The sequence below is a fragment of the Amycolatopsis marina genome (genome assembly GCF_900111885.1).
GTDB classification, from domain to species: Bacteria; Actinomycetota; Actinomycetes; order Mycobacteriales; family Pseudonocardiaceae; genus Amycolatopsis; species Amycolatopsis marina.
Genome location: NZ_FOKG01000001.1, coordinates 485,612 through 503,298, shown reverse-complemented (window position 1 = coordinate 503,298; position 17,687 = coordinate 485,612). Strand labels below are relative to the sequence as shown.

The following is a 17,687-nucleotide window of genomic DNA, read 5'->3' as shown; positions in this document are numbered from 1 at the left end:
CCCCATCCAGCCCGTGCATGCAGGGGGGCGAGCCGCCGTCACCTGCAAGTACCGCTGCGGGGACGCCTGTTTCCATGAGCCGTCGAACCCCACCGGGAACCCGTACTTCGGCGAGGTCGTCGATCAGGTGATGAGCCGCCGTGGCGCACTGCGCGCGGCGGCAGTGGTGACATTCGCCGCGGGTGCCCTCGGTGCAGGCGGCCTCGCCCGGCCTGCCGGGGCCGCCGCTGCGACCGCGCCGCCGGACGGGCCCGCACCGGGGACCAACTTCCAGCGGGTGGAGCCGAACACGCTCGACGCCGTCGTGGTGCCGAAGGGTTACGAGCAGGCGGTCGTCATCCGCTGGGGCGATCCGGTGTTGCCTGGCGCTCCGGACTTCGACTTCGACAACCAGACGGCCGCCGCGCAGGAGCGGCAGTTCGGCTTCAACAACGATTTCGCCGCCCTGCTGCCGATCGATCACCTCGGCCTGGCCGCGCTGCTGGTGACCAACCACGAGTACACCACGGAAGAGTTCATGTTCCGCGGCTACGACGAGGCGAACCCGACCGAGGAGCAGGTCCGGATCGCCTGGGCCGCACACGGACTCTCGGTACTCCTGGTCACCCGGAACTGGAACTCCGGCGCCTACCGGCCGAGGACGTCCGGGTTCAATCGGCGCATCACCGCCCGCACTCCGTTCGTCGTCGCCGGCCCCGCCGCGGGCAGTGACCTGCTCAAGACCCCGGACGACCCGACCGGCACCCGAGTCCTCGGGACGCTGAACAACTGCGCGGGCGGGGTCACGCCGTGGGGCACCATCCTGTCCGGCGAGGAGAACTTCAACCAGTACTTCGCGAACGCCGACCAGGTGGCCGACCCCGAGGTGCGTGCCCGTCTCGCGCGCTACGGCATGTCCGGCACCGAGACCGGTCGCAAGTGGGAGCGTTTCGACTCCCGTTTCGATCTCACCGAACAGCCCAACGAGGCGAACAGGTTCGGCTGGATCATCGAGGTCGATCCGCGGGATCCGCGCAGTTCGCCGATCAAGCACACGGCGCTCGGCCGGTTCAAGCACGAGGGCGCGACCATCCGGGTCGCGGACGACGGCCGGGTGGTGGCGTATTCCGGTGACGACGAGGCTTTCGAGTACGTCTACAAGTTCATCTCCAGCCGCAAGATGAAGAAGGGCGCCAGCAGGTCCGCGCGACGGCACAACATGACCCTGCTCGACGAGGGCACGCTGTACGTCGGCCGGTTCACCGGCGACAGCCCGGGCGAGATCGACGGTTCCGGCACCCTGCCCGCCGACGGGGAGTTCGACGGCACCGGTGAGTGGCTGCCGCTGGCCAGCGGCGACCGCTCGTTCGTGCCTGGGATGACCGCCGAGGAGGTCTACGTCTTCACCAGGGAGGCCGCAGACCGCGTCGGCGGCACCAAGATGGACCGGCCGGAGGACATCCAGCCGCACCCGCGCACCGGCCGGGTCTACTTCGCCCTCACCAAGAACTCGGCCAGGGGCAAGGAGGGCTTCCCCGCCGCCGACGAGGCGAACCCGCGGACCGGCAACAAGCACGGGCAGGTGGTGGAGCTGGAGGAGGAGCGGGGCAACGCGCTGGCCACGACGTTCCACTGGCGGCTGCTCCTGGTGTGCGGGGACCCGAACTCGCCGGACACGTACTTCGCCGGCTTCCCGAAGGATCAGGTCAGTCCGATCTCCAGTCCGGACAACGTGGCCTTCGACCACCACGGCAACCTGTGGGTCTCCACCGACTCCGCGGGCGCGCTCGGGATCAACGACGGCCTCTACGCGGTGCCACTGGAAGGCAGCCGCCGGGGTGACCTGAAACTCTTTCTCACGGTTCCCCGTGGTGGCGAGACCTGCGGTCCGGTGATCGGGGACAAGGTCGTCACCGTGTGCGTGCAGCACCCTGGCGAGGTGGACGGCGCCAGCGCCGACAACCCCGCCTCCAACTGGCCCGACGGCGGCGACAACCGGCCGCGACCTTCCGTCGTGGCGGTGTGGAAGCCCGGCAGGCACGGCCTGGCGTCCATCGGCTGATCCGCGCGAACCGCGACCCGGCTCGACCGATCGGCCGAGCCGGGTTCGGCGCGTTCGCGAGGTGTTCACCTGGACTTTCGGAGCGCATCGTTTAGCCGACCTAACGTTTGCCGCGTTCCCCTGACCGAGTGATCCACCACGGAGGCCCCTGTGTCCTTCCAACCCCGGCTGCTCCCGCTGTCGACCTCCCACCCAGGTGGCCGATCCGCGGTCACCTGTGAGTACCGGTGCGGCAACGCGTGTGCCCACCCGGCACCCAACACGTCCGCCAACGAGTACTTCGGCGACGTCGTCTCCGATGTCGTGTCGCGCCGTGGCGCACTGAAGGCAGGCGCCGTGATGGCCGCGGCAGCGGGCGGATTCGCCGCGCTGTCCGGCACTGCCGCCGCCGCTCCCGCACATGGTGCGCCCGGCCGTGGGCACGGCAGGCCGGGCAGGCCGGAGCGCCCTGTGCCCGGCACCGATTTCGAGGCCGTCGCGCCGAACATCGACGACGCGGTCGTCGTCCCTGACGGGTACGCCCAGAACGTCGTCATCGGCTGGGGCGACCCGGTGGTGCCCGGCGCGCCCAAGTTCGACTTCCGAAACCAGACGGCGGAAGCGCAGGCGCAGCAGTTCGGCTACAACAACGACTTCGTCGGCCTGATCCCGCAGGACCCGCTGGGTATCCGCAACCTGCTCGTGGCCAACCACGAGTACACGACCGAAACGCACATGTTCCCGGTCGACCAGTACGACCCGGCGAACCCGACCGAGGAGCAGGTGCGCATCGCCTGGGCCGCACACGGTCTGAGCGTGGTGCAGGCTTACCGCGACCCGGTCCAGGGTGGACTCCGTGTGCTGCCGAGCCGATACAACCGGCGGATCACGATCAACACCGAGTTCGAGCTGCGTGGGCCTGCCGCGGGATCGAAGTATCTGAAGACCTCTGTGGACAAGACGGGGAAGAAGGTCTTCGGTACGCAGAACAACTGCGCGGGCAGCGTCACGCCGTGGGGCACCGTCCTTTCCGGCGAGGAGAACTTCAACCAGTACTTCGCGAACGCGGGAACGGTCACCGATCCCGCGGAGCGGGAGCGGCTGGACCGCTACGGGCTCGGCGGTGGCGAGAGCAGGCGGAAGTGGGAGCGCTACGACAAGCGCTGGGACGTCGCCAAGGAGCCGAACGAGGTCAACCGGTTCGGCTGGGTGGTGGAGATCGACCCGAACGACCCGAACTCCACCCCGGTGAAGCACACCGCGCTCGGCCGCTTCAAGCACGAGGGCGCCGCGGTGAAGATCACCAAGGACAACCGGGTCGCGGTCTACTCCGGCGACGACGAGCGGTTCGACTACATCTACAAGTTCGTCTCGAAGGGCAAGTACAAGCGGGGCAGGAGCGCGCACGCCCGCAGGCACAACATGGGCCTGCTCGACGACGGCACCCTGTACGTCGCCAGGTTCACCGGCGACAGCCCGGCAGGCGAGATCGACGGGTCCGGAAAGCTGCCAGCGGACGGTGAGTTCGACGGTGTCGGCGAGTGGATCAAACTGGCCAGTGGTAACAAGTCCTTCGTGGACGGTTTCACCGCCGAAGAGGTGTACATCTTCACCCGCCTCGCGGCCGACAAGGTCGGTCCGACCAAGATGGACCGGCCGGAGGACATCGAGCCGAACCCGGTGAACGGCCGCATCTACGCCGCGCTCACGAACAACTCCGACCGTGGCAAGGCGGGCAAGGCGGGGGTGGACGAGGCGAACCCGCGGGTCGGCAACCGCAACGGTCACGTGCTGGAGTGGGAGGAGCAGGGCGGGGACGCCGGCGCCACCAGGTTCTCCTGGCGGCTGCTGCTGGTCTGCGGCGACCCGGAGACCGCCGACACCTACTTCGGTGGATTCGACAAGAGCAAGGTCTCGCCGATCTCCTGTCCGGACAACGTCGCGTTCGACCGGCACGGGAACCTGTGGATCTCCACCGACGGCAACGCTCTCGGCTCGAACGACGGCCTCTTCTCCGTGCCGGTGGACGGTCCGGAACGCGGCTACGTCAAGCAGTTCCTCACCGTGCCCTACGCCGCGGAGGCCTGCGGCCCCGTGGTGACCGACAACCTGGTGCTGGTCGCCGTACAGCACCCGGGTGAGGACGCGCCCAACTCCGGCGCCCCGACGTCGCACTGGCCGGACGGAGGAAGGTCGATTCCGCGCCCGGCCATCGTGTCCGTCTGGCGGCAGGGGCGGTTCGGACTGCCCGGTGACATCGGTACCCGCTGACGGCTGAACCGCTGAGGCCGGGCACCCGGGTACGGCGCGCCAGTCGTACCCGGGTCCCCGCGCGGGCCGGACGCCCGGCTCTTACGGTGGAGCCATGGCTCAGGAACCGCTCGCACTGGTCACCGGCGCATCCAGGGGTATCGGCGCCGCCGTCGCCCACGCGCTCGCACCCACCCATCGCGTCCTGCTCGGCGGCCGGGATGGTGACGCGCTCGCCGAACGCGCTGCCGAGATCCCTGGCTCGACGCCGTGGCCGGTGGACCTCACCGAGCCGGACGCACTGCGGGCGGCGATCCAGGACATCGATCGGCTCGACGTGCTGGTGCACTCCGCCGGAGTGGCGACGCTGGGCAGCGTCGAGCAGGCCTCGCCCGCCGACTGGCGGCGCAACTTCGAGGTCAACGTCGTGGCGGTCGCCGAGCTGACCCGGCTCCTGCTGCCTGCCCTGCGGGCCGCCAAGGGGCATGTCGTGGTGCTCAACTCCGGCGCGGGCCTCAACGCACGAGCGGGGTGGGGGCCCTACGCGGCGAGCAAGTTCGCGGCCAGGGCCTTCACCGAGGTGCTGCGTGCCGAGGAGGAGCCGAACGGGATCCGGGTGACCTCGGTGCATCCCGGGCGTACCGACACCGAGATGCAGCAGGCGCTCGTCGCCGAGGAGGGCGGTGAGTACGTCCCCGAGCGATTCCTGCGGCCCGACTCGGTGGCGACAGCGGTGCTCGCGGCCGTGTCCGCCACCCCCGACGCCCACCTGACCGACCTCGTCATCCGCCCCCGCCCCACCCGCTGACGCGCCCGCAACGAGTTCGGGGTCAGCCGCGGATGCGGCTGGCGGTCGTGGCTACCGCGGCCTGGGCCGCGGCGCGGTCCACCCGGGTGGACTCCCCGCCGCCCACCACCTGCTCGCCTGCCACCCAGACATCGCACACCCGGCGCGAGCCCGCCGCCCACACCAGGTTCGACAGCAGTTGGTCGTCCGGAACGTCGGTCCCCGTGGCGAACGCGGGGTCGTCCAGGTCGATGTGCACGATGTCGGCCCAGCGCCCGGCCTCCAGCACCCCGATGTCGTCGCGGCCGAGCGCGCGGGCGCCCTCGCGAGTCGCCAGCAGCAACGCCTGAGCGGCGCCCAGCGCCGTGGAGTCCCCTGTGGACAGACGGGTCAGCATCGCGGAGAGCTGGATCTCCTCCCACAGGTCGAGGTCGTCGTTGCTGGCCGGTCCGTCCGTGCCGAGCCCGACCGGTACGGAGGCCGCCCGTAGCTCGCTCAGCCTGGCGATGCCGGAGGCGAGTTTGGCGTTCGACCCAGGGCAGTGCGCCACGGCCGCGCCGCGTGCCGCCAGCAGCGCTATGTCCTCATCGGACAGATGCACGGCGTGTGCGGCGATGAGCCTGCCGCCCAGCAGGCCCACCTTGTCCAACAGGCGCGGAACGGAGCCGTGCTCGGCCCGTTGCCGCTCGTCCTCGTCGGCGGCCTCCGCGACGTGGATCTGCACCAGCGCTCCGCGGGCCGCGGCCTGCTCGGCCACGTTCTCCAATGCCTCGCGCGGCAGCATGTACGCCGAGTGCGGAGCGTAGCTCAGCTCGATCCGCTCACCCGGCCCGAACCGCAGCCCTTCGGCGTCGATCCACCGGCCGGTCGCGTCGGTCATCGCGCGCCAGTCCATTCCCGGCAGGTCGATGATCGGTCCGCCGATCACCGAGCGCGCGCCCGTGGTCAGCACCGCGTCGGCCACCTGCTCGCCGTGGAAGTACATTTCCGCGCTCGTCGTCACCCCGTGCCGGAGCATTTCCACCGAAGCCAGCAGCATCCCGGTGCGGATGTCCTCCGGGCGCAGCCGTGCCTCCGCGGGCCAGATGATCTCGCGCAACCAGCGCAGCAGCGGCAGTTCCCCACCCATCCCGCGCAGCAGCACCATCGGGCTGTGCGCGTGGGTGTTGATCAGCCCGGGCAGCAGGATGCCCGGCAGGTCGGTGACGAGTGCGTCGTCGGGTGCGGGTGCCGTGGCCGAGGGCCCGCAGTAGGTGATCCGGCCCTGTTCGTCGATGTCGACGACGGCGTCCCGCAGCACGGAACAGGCGGCATCGGCAGGCAGGACGACAGGAGCACGGAGTCGGCGGATGGTCATGGCGCGATCCTACGGAGGGAGCCCCTAGGACATCAGCCCGCTGCGCCACGCCCACGCCGCGATCTCGACCCGGTTGCGCGCCCCGATCTTGCCCTGGACGGAGGCCAGGTGCGTTTTCACCGTGGACAGCGAGAGGAACAGTTCCGCGCCGATCTCGGTGTTCGTCAGTCCGCGTGCCGTGGCCTTGACGACATCGGTCTCGCGGGAGGTGAGCGGCTCGTCGGGCTGTTCGAACTCCTGTTTCGCCGCGCTGCCGTTGAAGTGCTGCAACAACCGCACGGTGATCTGCGGTGACACCAGCGCGTCGCCCCGGACCGCCGCGCGGACGGCCTCCAGCAGCAGCGGTGGACCGGCGTCCTTCAAGAGGAAGCCGCTCGCGCCGTTGCGCAACGCCGTGTGCACGTACTCGTCCAGGTCGAAGGTGGTCACCACGACGACCTTGATGGGGTCCGCCACGTCGGGACCGGCCAGTTGCCTCGTCACCTCGAGCCCGTCGAGCCCCGGCATCCGGATGTCCAGCAGGCACACGTCCGGTCGTAGCTCGCGGGCCTTGCGCACCGCGTCCACACCGTTGCCGACGTCGGCAACGACCTCCATGTCCTCCTGCGCGTCCAGGATCATCCTGAACCCGATCCTGACCATGTCCTGATCGTCGGCGATCAACGCCCGGATCGTCACTCTTCTCCGCCTTCCAGTGGCAGCCACACCTCGACCAGCCAGCCCCCGTCCGGACCCGGCCCCGCGGAGAGTCTGCCGTGCAGCAGTTCGACCCGCTCACGCATGCCGACCAAACCGTAGCCCCCCGATCCGAGTGCTGCGGCTCGGTCCGGGCGGGTGGCGGCGTGATTGCCGTCGTCGCTCACCCGGACGTGCAGCTCCCCGTCGGCGACCCGGACCGACACGACCGCCTTCGTGGCGCCGGTCGCGTGCTTGCCGACGTTGGTCAGCGACTCCTGTACCAGGCGCAGCGTCGACCGGGCCACCTCCTGCGGCAGGCCGCTCGGCAGGTCGAGATCGATTTCGGTGGGCACTCCGTGGTTCGCGGATTCGACGAGTCTGCGCAGGTCGGCGGCGAGGTCGGTGGTGGCCTGCTCACTGAACTCGGTGGTGCCCGCAGAGGTGTCTCCGCGCATGCTGCGGACCAGCCTGCGCATGGCGGTCAGCGCTTCCGTGCCCGCCTTCTCGATCCGGTCCATCGCCTCGGCCGCGATCCGCGGGTCCTGCCCGGCGACCATTTTGGCCGCCTGTGCCTGCACCACGATCCCGGTGACGTGGTGCGCGACGACGTCGTGCAGCTCCCTGGCCAGCGCCATCCGCTCCGAGGTCTGGGCGTCGTTGACCGCTGTCTGCACGGCCTGGGTCCGCTGGATGTCCCTGGACCGCAGGAACATGCCGAAGGCCACGGCGATGCCCAGCAGCAGCACGGCCGAAACGAACAGCTGGCGCACCGAAGCTCCGCTGAACGTTCCCCTGCTGCCCTCCGCGGCGAGCGCGGTCAGGGCGACCACCACCGACAGCAGCCCGATCACCGGCCACACGCGCCGTGGGTCGGCGAACCGGATCAGGAACACCACCACCGCCAGTGCCGCGGCGATCTGCGTGCTCGGCACCGCGCCGACCATCAGATAGCTGTTGTCGGACCGCAGGAACACATTGGTGGCCATGCCGGAGACGGACATGACCGCGGCCAGCGCGATTCCGGCCTGCACCGGGTAGCGTGCCGCCGTTATCGCGACCAGCGCGGCCACCAGTGAACAGAGGACCGTGGGACCGGCGCGCAGGCCGGCGTTGGAGGCCGAAGCCAGTTCCAGGAACAGCGCGAGCGCCAGGACCCCGATCACCGGCCACTGGTTCCGCAGCAACTCGCCGAGCAGCCGGTCCTTGGGCCGCTGCCGGGGCTTCCTGTTCTGCAGGCCGGTCAGCACGGCTGCGACCAGCAGCAGCGACCCGAAGAACATGGACTGGAAGAAGTCCGCGCCGCCGGGGTCGATGTAGCCGGTCCTCGTGCCGACCGCGATCAGCCCGCCGACCACGAGTGAACTGGTCGCGATGAACGCGATTCCGGCGTGCAGTCCGCGCACCGCGAAGTAGACGAGTTCGAATCCGGCGACAGTTTCGGTGAACGAGACGTTCGACAGGATCGCCGAGTACGGCGTCGCTGTGCTGGCCCGGATCAGCACGCTGGCCCCCACCAGTACGCCAGCGCCGGCAAAGGCGGCCATGGCGGGTCTGCGCGGTGCCCAGCGCGCACAGGCAGCCATCGCCAGTACCCCTGGCAACAGGGCCAGGTCGCTGCCGACAGGGCCGACATCGTCGAAGCTCGCCATTCCGACTATGGCGAGATCGCACAGCAGTGCGGCCAGCAGGACGACTCCGGGCAGGCCGAGTCGCTGCAGCCAGTCACCGACCGTGCGCACAGGAGTTTCGGGGGGCACACAGCGACGGTAGAGGATTGCGGCGGCACCGCACCTTGGCCAGGTAGCCACCCTTGCCTCGGCCGATCGGCCGATGTGTGGACGCCGAATGCTGGCCGTCCGTCCGAAGTGGCCCGCCCGGTACTTCCGCCAGTGTTCTCCGGGAGCAAGACGTCCTGCGTTCGCAGACGCCGTCGAATCCGAGAGGGAGAACACTCGTGCACCCGCAGACCACCGATCACCGTCCACCAGGGACGGTTTCCGCCGCTCCCGCGCTTTCGGGGCGCGGACTGGTCAAGCGCTACGGAAACCAGCACGCGCTGGCCGGGGTAGATATCGACATCCAGCCCGGCGAGGCGGTGGCGATCGTCGGACCCTCCGGTTCGGGCAAGACGTCGCTGCTGCACGTGCTGGCCGGCATCCTGCGCGCCGACTCCGGCGAGATTCTCCTGGCCGGTACCCGGATCGACCAGTTCAGTGAGACGAAGCGCAGCGAGTTGCGCCGGACCGAGTTCGGTTTCGTGTTCCAGTCCGGGATGCTCGTCGCCGAGCTGACCGCGGAGGAGAACGCCGCACTCCCGCTGCTGCTCGGCGGCAGGAGCCGGGGTGCGGCCCTGCCTGCCGCGCGGGAATGGTTGTCCCGGCTCGGGCTCTCCGGCAAGGAGCAGCGCAGGCCGGGTGAGCTGTCCGGTGGTGAGGCACAGCGGGTCGCGATCGCCAGGGCGCTGGCCCACCGGCCAAAGGTGATCTTCGCCGACGAACCGACCGGCGCGCTGGACACCCGAACCGGGCGGGACACCATGAACGCACTGCTCGACGCGGCAGCCGAGACCGGCGCCGCCGTGGTCATCGTGACCCACGACCGGGAGCTGGCGGAGTCGGTGCCGCGCACTGTCGCCATCCGGGATGGGCTCATCGACACGAGCGCTGGTGTTGCTCGATGAACAGTTTCCGTCTCGCGCTACGCGTGCTGCGTGTCGATCGCCGAACCAGGACGTCCGCGATCCTCACCACTGTGGGGGTGGCGGTGGCGACGGCGCTGGTGCTGCTGTTGGTCGCACTGCCCTTCGCGACACAGGCCAGGGCCGACCGCGCGTCCTGGCAGGACCCGTACTTCGCGATGAGGTCGGGGCAGAGCACCGGCGCGCCGGTGCTGAGAATGGACGCCAGCACGGATTACATCGGCTCCGAGCGGATCTCGCGGGCGGACGTCGCCCTGACCTGGCACACCGTGCCGGAGCTTCCGCCTGGCGTGCCGGAGTTTCCCGCCCCGGGCGAGGCACTGCTCTCCCCCGCCCTCGCGGCGAAGGTGGCCGACCTGCCCGCAGCGCAACTCGGGGACCGCTTCGGTGACAAGGTCGTCGGCACCCTCGGCGAGGACGCGCTGAGCTATCCGGGCCAACTGGTCGCGCTGGTCGGTCAGTCGGCGGACGACATGTCGGAGTACGCCCAGCCGCTGGCCGGCTTCGCCATCCACGACGGTGAGCCGGACCCGCTGCTGACGGTGCTCGCCGGGGTCGGCGTGGTCGTGCTGGTGGTGCCCAGCCTGGTGCTGGTCGGCTCGGCGGCCCGGTTGACCGCGGCGCGCAGGGAGCGCAGGCTCGCCGCCCTGCGACTGGCCGGTGCGACTCCGGGTCAGGTGACCTCCATGGTCGCCGCCGAGACCGCCGTCGCGGCAGCCGGAGGAGCGTTGCTCGGACTCGCGATCAGTCCCGTGTTCGGCAAACTCGCCAGCTTCGTTCCGTGGGACGGCGGCACCTGGCAGACGGGGGACTTCATCCTGCCGTTGCCGCTGATCGCGCTGATCGTCGTGGCCATGCCGCTGCTGGTCCTTGCCGCCGCCGTGATCGCACTGCGGCGGGTGATGTCCACCCCGCTCGGTGCCGCTGCGGCGCACTCGCCCAAACCACTGCACTGGTGGCGCCTGCTCGCGGTACCCGTCGCCGGCCTGTTCTTCTTCGTCATGGTCAACACGGCGGAAAGTAGCGCTGACGTGCTGGTGGTGTTCGTTGCACTGGGTTGCCTCGTTGGCTCCGCCGCCGTGGTCGGGCCGTGGGTCACCTCGGTGATCGGCGGGATCTTCGTCCGGGTGTGGCGCAAACCGGCGGGCCTGCTGGCCGGGCGCAGGCTGCGCGACGACCCGAGGGGTGCCTACCGGGCGTCCGCGGGTGTGGTCCTCGCGGTGTTCGCCGGTTCGATGGCTCTGACCCTGATGCCGACCTTCGAGTCGAAGGCGGGCGGGGGTCGCGAGTTCCAGGACCACGTGCTCTACCTGAACGCCGGCACGGAACAGGCGGAACAGATCGTGCGTGCCGCCAACGCCGACCTCGAGCGCTACGGCCAGCAGGAACGTGCGACTCCTGTCGGCGATGTGGTGCTGGTCAACGGCGAGGGAAGCGGGCAGTCCGCGCTGCTGCTGAACTGCGCGGACGCGGAGAACCTCCTCCGGCTGGACATGCGGGGGTCCTGCGCGGGCGCGCCCGGTGTCTACAGCGAGTACCGCATCGAGACCGAGGGCCTCGAGGTGCGGGCGGACTACGACAGCGCAGGCGTTCCGCTGGCGAAGGACACGCCATGGCGGCCGATCGCCAGTTCGGACGACATGTACAGCTCCGTCGTGGTCGACCCCGCGGTGGTCCCCGACTCCCTGACGGCGGGGACGGTCACCGTCGCCGTGCCGACCACGAAGGAGAACCGGGAGGTGGTGCGCACCGCGCTGGTGGGCGCGGCGAACGGGGCACCGGTGATGAGTCGTGAGCTGATGCTGGACCGGGAGCAGATCCAGCTTGCCGACCTGCGCAGGGTCACGGTCATCGGCCTGATCGCGGCCGCGGTGCTCGCGGGGTGCAGCGCGGCGATCGCGACGGCCGGTTCGGTGATGGACCGCAGGCGCACGTTCGGTGCGCTCATCGCCGCGGGAACGCCGGTCAGGACGTTGGCACGGGCTCTGCGGATGGAGGCCGCACTGCCCGCGATGGTGGCGACGATCTGTGCCGGAGCGGTCGGTGTGTTCGTCGGGACGGGTCTGCTGATCCTCATCGAGGAGGGGGCACCGGTCCTCACGCCGTGGATCCTCGCGCCGATCGTGCTCGGCGCCGGTGTGGCGGCACTGGCGGCGTCGGTCTGCACTCCGGCGTTGAAGCGGGTCAGGGCCGAGCCGCTGGCCGACGAGTAGGGGCGACCGCTCGTCCACGAGTGACGCGCCTGCCGCCTTCCGTCGGGGGGAGGACGGCAGGCGCGTCGTCGTGCACCTCGGCCGATCGGCCAACCCGGGGTTCGGCCGTATGGCCATCGCTCATGGCCGCCCGGCCGATCCGCTGACCAGGGCCAACGGCGGATTCTGGAGTCAGCGGGCGCGAAGGGCCCGCGTGGACCGAGGGAGAGCAATCATGGGTGCGATCGAGACGATCGGGATCGCGGCGGGGCTGTTCGTGCTGGTGCTGATGGCGCTCGCACCGCTGCTGGTGGAACTCAACGACAGGCTGCCGCTGGAGTCGAGTGCACGACCGGAACCCGTCCCGGCTCCGGCCTGGGGGTCAGGCCGTGCTCAGGCTTCGGCCTGAACGACCTTCTCGAAGATCAGGTCCCGGCTGACGCGACCCTCCTCGCGAGCCCGCTGCTCGAACTTGGTCACCGGTCGCCAGTCCGGCCTCGGCGCCCAGCCCGGTTCCGTGGTGCTGGTGTTGCGCAGACCCGGTTCGGCCGAGCACACCTCGAGCATCTGCTCGGCGTAGTGCTCCCAGTCGGTGGCCAGGTGCAGCGTCCCGCCGGGAGCGAGCCGGGAGGTGACCAGCGCGACGAAGTCCGGCTGCACGAGCCTGCGCTTGTGGTGCCGCTTCTTCGGCCACGGATCCGGGAAGAAGATCCGCACCCCGGAGAGGGTTTCGGGCGGAATGTGCCTGGTCAGCAGAATGACGGCGTCACCGTGCAGCAGCCGCAGGTTCCGTGCCCCGAGCTTGTCCGCGCGCAGCATCAGCTGTCCCAGCCCCGCGTGGTAGACCTCGACGGCGAGGTAGTTGAGCTCCGGGGCGGCAGCGGCCAGCTGCGAAGTGGTCTCCCCCATGCCGGAGCCGATCTCCAGCAGCAGTGGCGCGGACCGGCCGAACCAGGCGTCGAAGTCGGTCGGCTCGGAGTCGATGTCACCCAGCTCGGATACCGCTCGGCCCATCGTCGGCCACAGCTCTTTCCAGGCACGCTCCTGGCCGACCGTCATCCGGCCACCGCGTTGCACGTAGCTGACCACGCTGCGCATCCGCGGCAGCGTGGACTCCGGCCGCCTCGATAGCGGGGCTTCGTCGTTATCCACCCGGCGACGATATCCGGGCCTCAGCGCACTGCTTCGAACTCCCCCAGCCGGGCGCGCAGTCCGGCGAGACCCGCGACCGCGACCGGTTCCGGTGTGCGGCCGCTGTGCGCGGGAAGTACGTCGATCCAGCCGGAGTGGCTGTCGGTGTTGAGCACCGTCGTGGGAATCGCGTGCCCGGCGGCACCGTGCTCCGAAGGCATGAACTCCCAATAGCCGGACTCGCCGTCCGAAGCCCACGGCACGTACTCCCAGCCCGGCCGCCTGCCGAGCAGTTGCGCTATCCGGTCCTCGATACGGAAACCATCACTGCGCGACTCGATTCTTCCCGCGGCGAGGGCGCGGAGCCACCATGGTGCGGGCACGGGTTCCCCGCCCGCGCAGGCCGCCCTGAACAGGCTCAGCACATGCTCCTGAGGTGCGCGATGTATCCAGGCCTTGCGAATCTCCGCTGGTCGTGTGGCGGAAGCGGCGACACGCGGAAGTTCGATCGCCTGCGACCATTCGAGGGCGAGCATGGGTTCGAGCCGCGGTGGGCGAGCGGCTTCTGCGGGCGCTGGACGTCTGGCACGTTCTCCGAGATCAACCACCGTCAAGGGTCACCTCCGTAGAGTCCGTGACGGGTCTTCTGCCATGTCACCTGTTTCCATAGGACCTGGTCAATGGCACGCCGTCTGCTCCGAGTGGGACAGACCACAGCCACTTAACGTGGTCTTAATGCCCCGGCTTGCGGTAGTGCACTGGACATATCGGCGGCCGATGCCATTTCGTTACTTCATGCAAGGCCGGGGTGACGCAGGGACACGGTGGGTCAGGCGTCCTTCTTCGTCGCGGCCGCGACACCGGCCGCGAGCAGGGCGAGGCAGATCGCGGCGAAGTAGCCGCCGTAGGCCACCGGCCCCATCGGCATATCGCCCAACCCCAGCGCACTCCGCGTGAACTCCGCGCCGATGAACTGGTCAGCGGCGAAGAACGGCATCCACTGGTAGATGTCGTCGCCCACACCGGGGATCAGCACGACAAGCCCTTCGACCAACTGCGTCCACACCAGCGCCACCCCGAGGGCGAGCGCGGTGCTGCGCAACAGCAGCCCGAGCCCGACACCGGCGGCGGCCGTCATGAGATAGACCGCGGCCTGGCCTGCGACCGCCCGCCAGTCCGCGGCGGAGTCCAGCGCGAGATCAGCCTCCGGGCGGATAGCCACTGCCATCGCCCACGACACGAACCCGATCAGCAGGCCGAGCAGGGCACACCAGCCGCCCACCACCACGGCCTTCGCCAACAGGGCGGGGGCTCGCTTCGGGACTGCCTGGAACGTCGTACGAATGGTGCCCCAGTTGTACTCGCTGGCCGCCGCGATCACCGCGAGCACCAGAATCACCACGCGGCCGAAGGCTGTACCCGTCTGCGAAGTGGAGACCGTCAGGTTGATCTGGTCCCCGGCGAGGCCCACGAACAGGGCGGCGAACCCGAGCGAGGAGGCCACCGCGATCGCCGAACACCACCACGGCGCGCGGGTGCTGAAGAGCTTGATCCGCTCGACCCTGAGCAGGGTCATGACTGCGCCTGCGCTTCGTTGGCAGCAGCTGTGGCTGTTCCCGGATCATGTGCCGCGTACTCCACCGAATCGCCGGTGAGCTGCATGAAGGCCTGCTCGAGCGAGCCGCGGTGCGGGCTCAGTTCGTGCAGCGTCGCGCCCTCGGTGAACGCGAGTTCGCCGAGTTGGTCGCTGCTCATCCCGGAGACGTCGAGTGCACTGTCGTCCTCGATGGCGGTGAACACGGTCCCCGCGCGTTCAAGCGCCTCCCGCAGCACGGGTAGATGGGGGCTGCGCACCCGCACCCTGTCCTCGGTCGCCCGCTCGACGAAGTCCTCGGTGGTGCCCTGGTAGATCAGCTTTCCCTTGCCGATCACCACCAGATCCTGCGCGGTCTGTGCCATTTCGGAGAGCAGGTGGCTGGAGACGAACACGGTGCGGCCCTGCTCGGCCAGCGCGTGCATGAGCTGGCGAATCCAGTGAATGCCCTCGGGGTCGAGGCCGTTCACCGGCTCGTCGAACAGCAACACCTGTGGATCACCGAGCAGTGCGCTCGCGATGCCGAGTCGCTGGAGCATGCCGAGGGAGAAACCGCCTGCCCGCTTTGTCGCGACCGACGTCAGTCCCACGACGTCGAGCACCTCGTCCACCCTGCTGTCGGGAATGCCGTTCGAGGCCGCGATCCAGCGCAGGTGGTTGCGCGCCGAGCGGCCCGGATGCCGCCAGCCCGCCTCGAGCAGTGCCCCGACCGTGTGCAGCGGCTGCTCGAGGTCGCGGTAGTACCTGCCGTCGAAGCGGACCTGTCCCGAGGTCGGGTTGTCCAGGCCGAGCATCATCCGCATGGTGGTCGATTTGCCCGCACCATTCGGTCCGAGGAAACCGGTGATCCGGCCGGCATTGACGGTGAACGAAAGGTCGTCCACGGCGAGCGTGGAACCGTATCGCTTCGTCAGGCCCCTGGCTTCGATCATCAGTTACCCCCGGAACGTCGGCGAATGTGGCCCCCGTCGCCGCAGATCCTGCCAGTTGTCCGGTGGCCCTGCGAACCGGGTGACGAGGAAGGCCCGGGTCGCCCCCCGAAGGCGACCCGGGCCTGTTTTCCCCTTACCCCGAAAGCTGTCGCGCCCCGAATATCCGCGACGATTACCGGAGTTTCCTGTGGTGGCTTGTGTGGGTTGTGCAGCCGGTCACGCGTCCCGCTTGTTCGCCGTGGTCAGCGCGATGGCCAGCACGACCAGTGCGATACCGGCGAAGTAGGCCAGCGCCCACCCCGGGCTCAGCGGAGTGCTCGACAGTGGCGCACCTGCCGCCACGTCCCGGCCCGCATTGGATGCACCGTCACCGGTGAGGAACTTGTTCGCGGCGTTGAACGGCATCCACTTGTAGATGTCGTCACCGATGCTCGGAATCAGCTGCACCAGGCTCTCCACCGCGAGGTTGTAGATCAGCAGCAGTGAGATGGCGCCTGCGCTGTGCCGGACCAGGACGCCGACCGCGATCGCGATCACCGCCGACAGCGCGTAGACAGGGCCGACTCCAGCGACGTTGATCCAGTCGGCGGCGCTGTTGAGCGAGAGGTCGAAGTTCGGCTGCATGAGCACCGAAAGTCCCCACGAGCCGAACGCGGCGATTTCGCCGATGACCAGCGCGAGCAGCGCGACCACGCCGGTTTTCGCGAGCAGCGCCGAACTGCGGTGCGGAACCGCCTGGAAGGTGGTGCGGATGGTGCCGAAGCGGTATTCGGTCGTCACCGAGAGCGCGGCGAGCACCATGACGACCGCGAGGCCGAAGCTGTAGCCGAACTGGGTCGTCGCGACGGTGGCCGGGAACTGCGCGTCGGCGTTGCCCACCACCAGTGCGGCGAAGCCCACCGTGACCACCAGGGTGATCAGTGCACACCACCACGGGGATCGCGTGGTGAACAACTTGATGCGTTCCACTGCGAGCAGAGTCATGATCTTCTCTAATCCTCGAAAGTTGCTGTACTGGTGGTCACTTCGCGGCGGGAGTAGCGCCGACGACCTGCTGGACTTCGGCTTCCAGTCCCGTGTGGTACTCGACGGAGTCCCCGGTGATCTGCATGAAGGCCTGCTCCAGCGAGCCTTGCTGCGGGCTCAGTTCGTGCAGCACGACCGCGTTGCTGGCGGCCAGTTCGCCGATCTTCTCGCTGTCCATTCCGGACACGAGGACGCCGTCCTCGGCGTCGGTGAGCTCGGCACTGGCCTGCTGCAGCGCTTCGCGCAGTTGCGCGAGCTGCGGGCTGCGTACCTTGACGGTGTTCTCCGTAGCCTTGGCCACGAACTCCTTGGTGCTGCTCTGCGAGATCAGCTTCCCCTTGCCGATCACCACGAGTTCGCTGGCGGTGAGCGCCATCTCCGAGAGCAGGTGGCTGGAGACGAAAACGGTACGGCCCTCGTCCGCCAGCCGGTGCATGAACTTGCGGATCCAGAGGATGCCCTCGGGGTCGAGGCCGTTCACCGGCTCGTCGAACAACAGCACCTCGGGATCACCGAGCAGGGCGGCGGCGATGCCGAGTCGCTGCGACATACCGAGCGAGAAGCCGCCCGCCCGCTTGTTCGCCACTGAGGTGAGGCCGACGATGTCGAGCACCTCGTCCACCCTGCGGGCGGGCAGTTTGTTGGACTTGGCCATCCAGGCGAGGTGCGCCCTGGCGGAGCGGTTCGGGTGCACCCACTTCGCGTCGAGCAGGGCGCCGACGGTCCGGAGTGGATGGTGCAGGTCGTGGTACTTCTTGCCGCCGATCGTGACGTGGCCGGCCGTCGGATTGTCCAACCCCAGGATCATCCGCATCGTGGTCGACTTTCCCGCGCCGTTCGGCCCGAGGAACCCGGTGACACGGCCGGTCTCGACACTGAAGGACAGGTCGTCCACCGCCAGTGTCTTGCCATACCGCTTGGTGAGGCCTCGTGCCTCGATCATCATTCCTCCTCGGATGCGCCTGCCCCCGCAGTAACGCTCGCTGTTTCGAAATCTGTGCTGCGTCGCCCGCATCGACTTA

15 protein-coding genes are annotated in these 17,687 nt (G+C 69.3%); 6 read left to right on the top strand and 9 right to left on the bottom strand.

Annotated features, from left to right (window positions below):
• Positions 1-13 precede the first annotated feature (13 nt).
• From BM199_RS02505 to BM199_RS02495, 3 genes are all read left to right on the top strand, one after another.
• The gene (locus tag BM199_RS02505) at positions 14-2,041 is read left to right on the top strand and encodes a PhoX family protein (RefSeq protein ID WP_245788084.1); all 2,028 of its coding nucleotides are present in this window, start codon (positions 14-16) and stop codon (positions 2,039-2,041) included.
• 150 nt (positions 2,042-2,191) lie between these two features.
• On the top strand, positions 2,192-4,291 hold the full coding sequence (locus tag BM199_RS02500) for a PhoX family protein (protein ID WP_091668753.1): 2,100 nt from the start codon (positions 2,192-2,194) through the stop codon (positions 4,289-4,291).
• A 94-nt stretch (positions 4,292-4,385) separates the two neighbouring features.
• A complete protein-coding gene (locus BM199_RS02495; protein WP_091668750.1) occupies positions 4,386-5,078 on the top strand; it encodes an SDR family oxidoreductase in 693 nt (230 codons plus the stop codon).
• A 22-nt stretch (positions 5,079-5,100) separates the two neighbouring features.
• Here the strand turns inward: BM199_RS02495 and BM199_RS02490 are convergent, their stop codons facing one another.
• Genes BM199_RS02490 through BM199_RS02480 form a run of 3 tightly spaced genes read right to left on the bottom strand, consistent with a single transcriptional unit; the run spans position 5,101 to position 8,849 of the window.
• Complete coding sequence (locus BM199_RS02490; RefSeq protein WP_091668747.1) at positions 5,101-6,414, bottom strand: amidohydrolase family protein; 1,314 nt, start codon at positions 6,412-6,414, stop codon at positions 5,101-5,103.
• Positions 6,415-6,438: 24 nt separating this feature from the next.
• Positions 6,439-7,092 carry a response regulator gene (locus tag BM199_RS02485; protein ID WP_177242440.1) on the bottom strand — a complete coding sequence of 218 codons (654 nt, stop codon included), beginning with the start codon at positions 7,090-7,092 and terminating at the stop codon, positions 6,439-6,441.
• Positions 7,089-8,849, bottom strand: coding sequence for a sensor histidine kinase (locus BM199_RS02480; RefSeq protein WP_342741687.1), 1,761 nt, complete (start codon positions 8,847-8,849; stop codon positions 7,089-7,091). The genes BM199_RS02485 and BM199_RS02480 overlap by 4 nt, the downstream gene beginning before the upstream one ends.
• A 197-nt stretch (positions 8,850-9,046) precedes the next feature.
• On the opposite strand from BM199_RS02480, the gene BM199_RS02475 reads away from it, so the two are divergent.
• The 3 genes from BM199_RS02475 to BM199_RS33700 all read left to right on the top strand — a co-directional run bounded on the left by BM199_RS02475 (position 9,047) and on the right by BM199_RS33700 (position 12,391).
• Positions 9,047-9,772 carry an ABC transporter ATP-binding protein gene (locus tag BM199_RS02475; protein WP_091668741.1) on the top strand — a complete coding sequence of 242 codons (726 nt, stop codon included), beginning with the start codon at positions 9,047-9,049 and terminating at the stop codon, positions 9,770-9,772.
• Positions 9,769-12,003, top strand: a complete 2,235-nt coding sequence (locus BM199_RS02470; RefSeq protein WP_091668739.1) for an FtsX-like permease family protein — start codon at positions 9,769-9,771, stop codon at positions 12,001-12,003. Before BM199_RS02475 ends, BM199_RS02470 begins: the two co-directional genes overlap by 4 nt.
• 214 nt (positions 12,004-12,217) lie before the next feature.
• Positions 12,218-12,391 carry a hypothetical protein gene (locus BM199_RS33700; RefSeq protein WP_177242439.1) on the top strand — a complete coding sequence of 58 codons (174 nt, stop codon included), beginning with the start codon at positions 12,218-12,220 and terminating at the stop codon, positions 12,389-12,391.
• Here BM199_RS33700 and trmB read toward each other — a convergent pair.
• The 6 genes from trmB to BM199_RS02440 form a co-directional block, all read right to left on the bottom strand.
• Positions 12,376-13,080, bottom strand: coding sequence for a tRNA (guanosine(46)-N7)-methyltransferase TrmB (gene trmB / locus BM199_RS02465; protein WP_091668736.1), 705 nt, complete (start codon positions 13,078-13,080; stop codon positions 12,376-12,378). The two genes, BM199_RS33700 and trmB, sit on opposite strands and share 16 nt — an antisense overlap.
• 74 nt (positions 13,081-13,154) lie before the next feature.
• Positions 13,155-13,649 (bottom strand): hypothetical protein, encoded by a 495-nt coding sequence (locus BM199_RS02460; protein WP_091668733.1) that lies wholly within the window; start codon positions 13,647-13,649, stop codon positions 13,155-13,157.
• A gap of 293 nt (positions 13,650-13,942) precedes the next feature.
• A complete protein-coding gene (locus BM199_RS02455; RefSeq protein ID WP_091668730.1) occupies positions 13,943-14,689 on the bottom strand; it encodes a hypothetical protein in 747 nt (248 codons plus the stop codon).
• Positions 14,686-15,639, bottom strand: coding sequence for an ABC transporter ATP-binding protein (locus tag BM199_RS02450; RefSeq protein ID WP_091668727.1), 954 nt, complete (start codon positions 15,637-15,639; stop codon positions 14,686-14,688). The genes BM199_RS02455 and BM199_RS02450 overlap by 4 nt, the downstream gene beginning before the upstream one ends.
• 216 nt (positions 15,640-15,855) lie before the next feature.
• Positions 15,856-16,623, bottom strand: a complete 768-nt coding sequence (locus tag BM199_RS02445) for an ABC transporter permease (RefSeq protein ID WP_091668724.1) — start codon at positions 16,621-16,623, stop codon at positions 15,856-15,858.
• Between the two features lie 37 nt (positions 16,624-16,660).
• Complete coding sequence (locus BM199_RS02440) at positions 16,661-17,608, bottom strand: ABC transporter ATP-binding protein (protein WP_091669687.1); 948 nt, start codon at positions 17,606-17,608, stop codon at positions 16,661-16,663.
• Between the last annotated feature and the right edge of the window lie 79 nt (positions 17,609-17,687).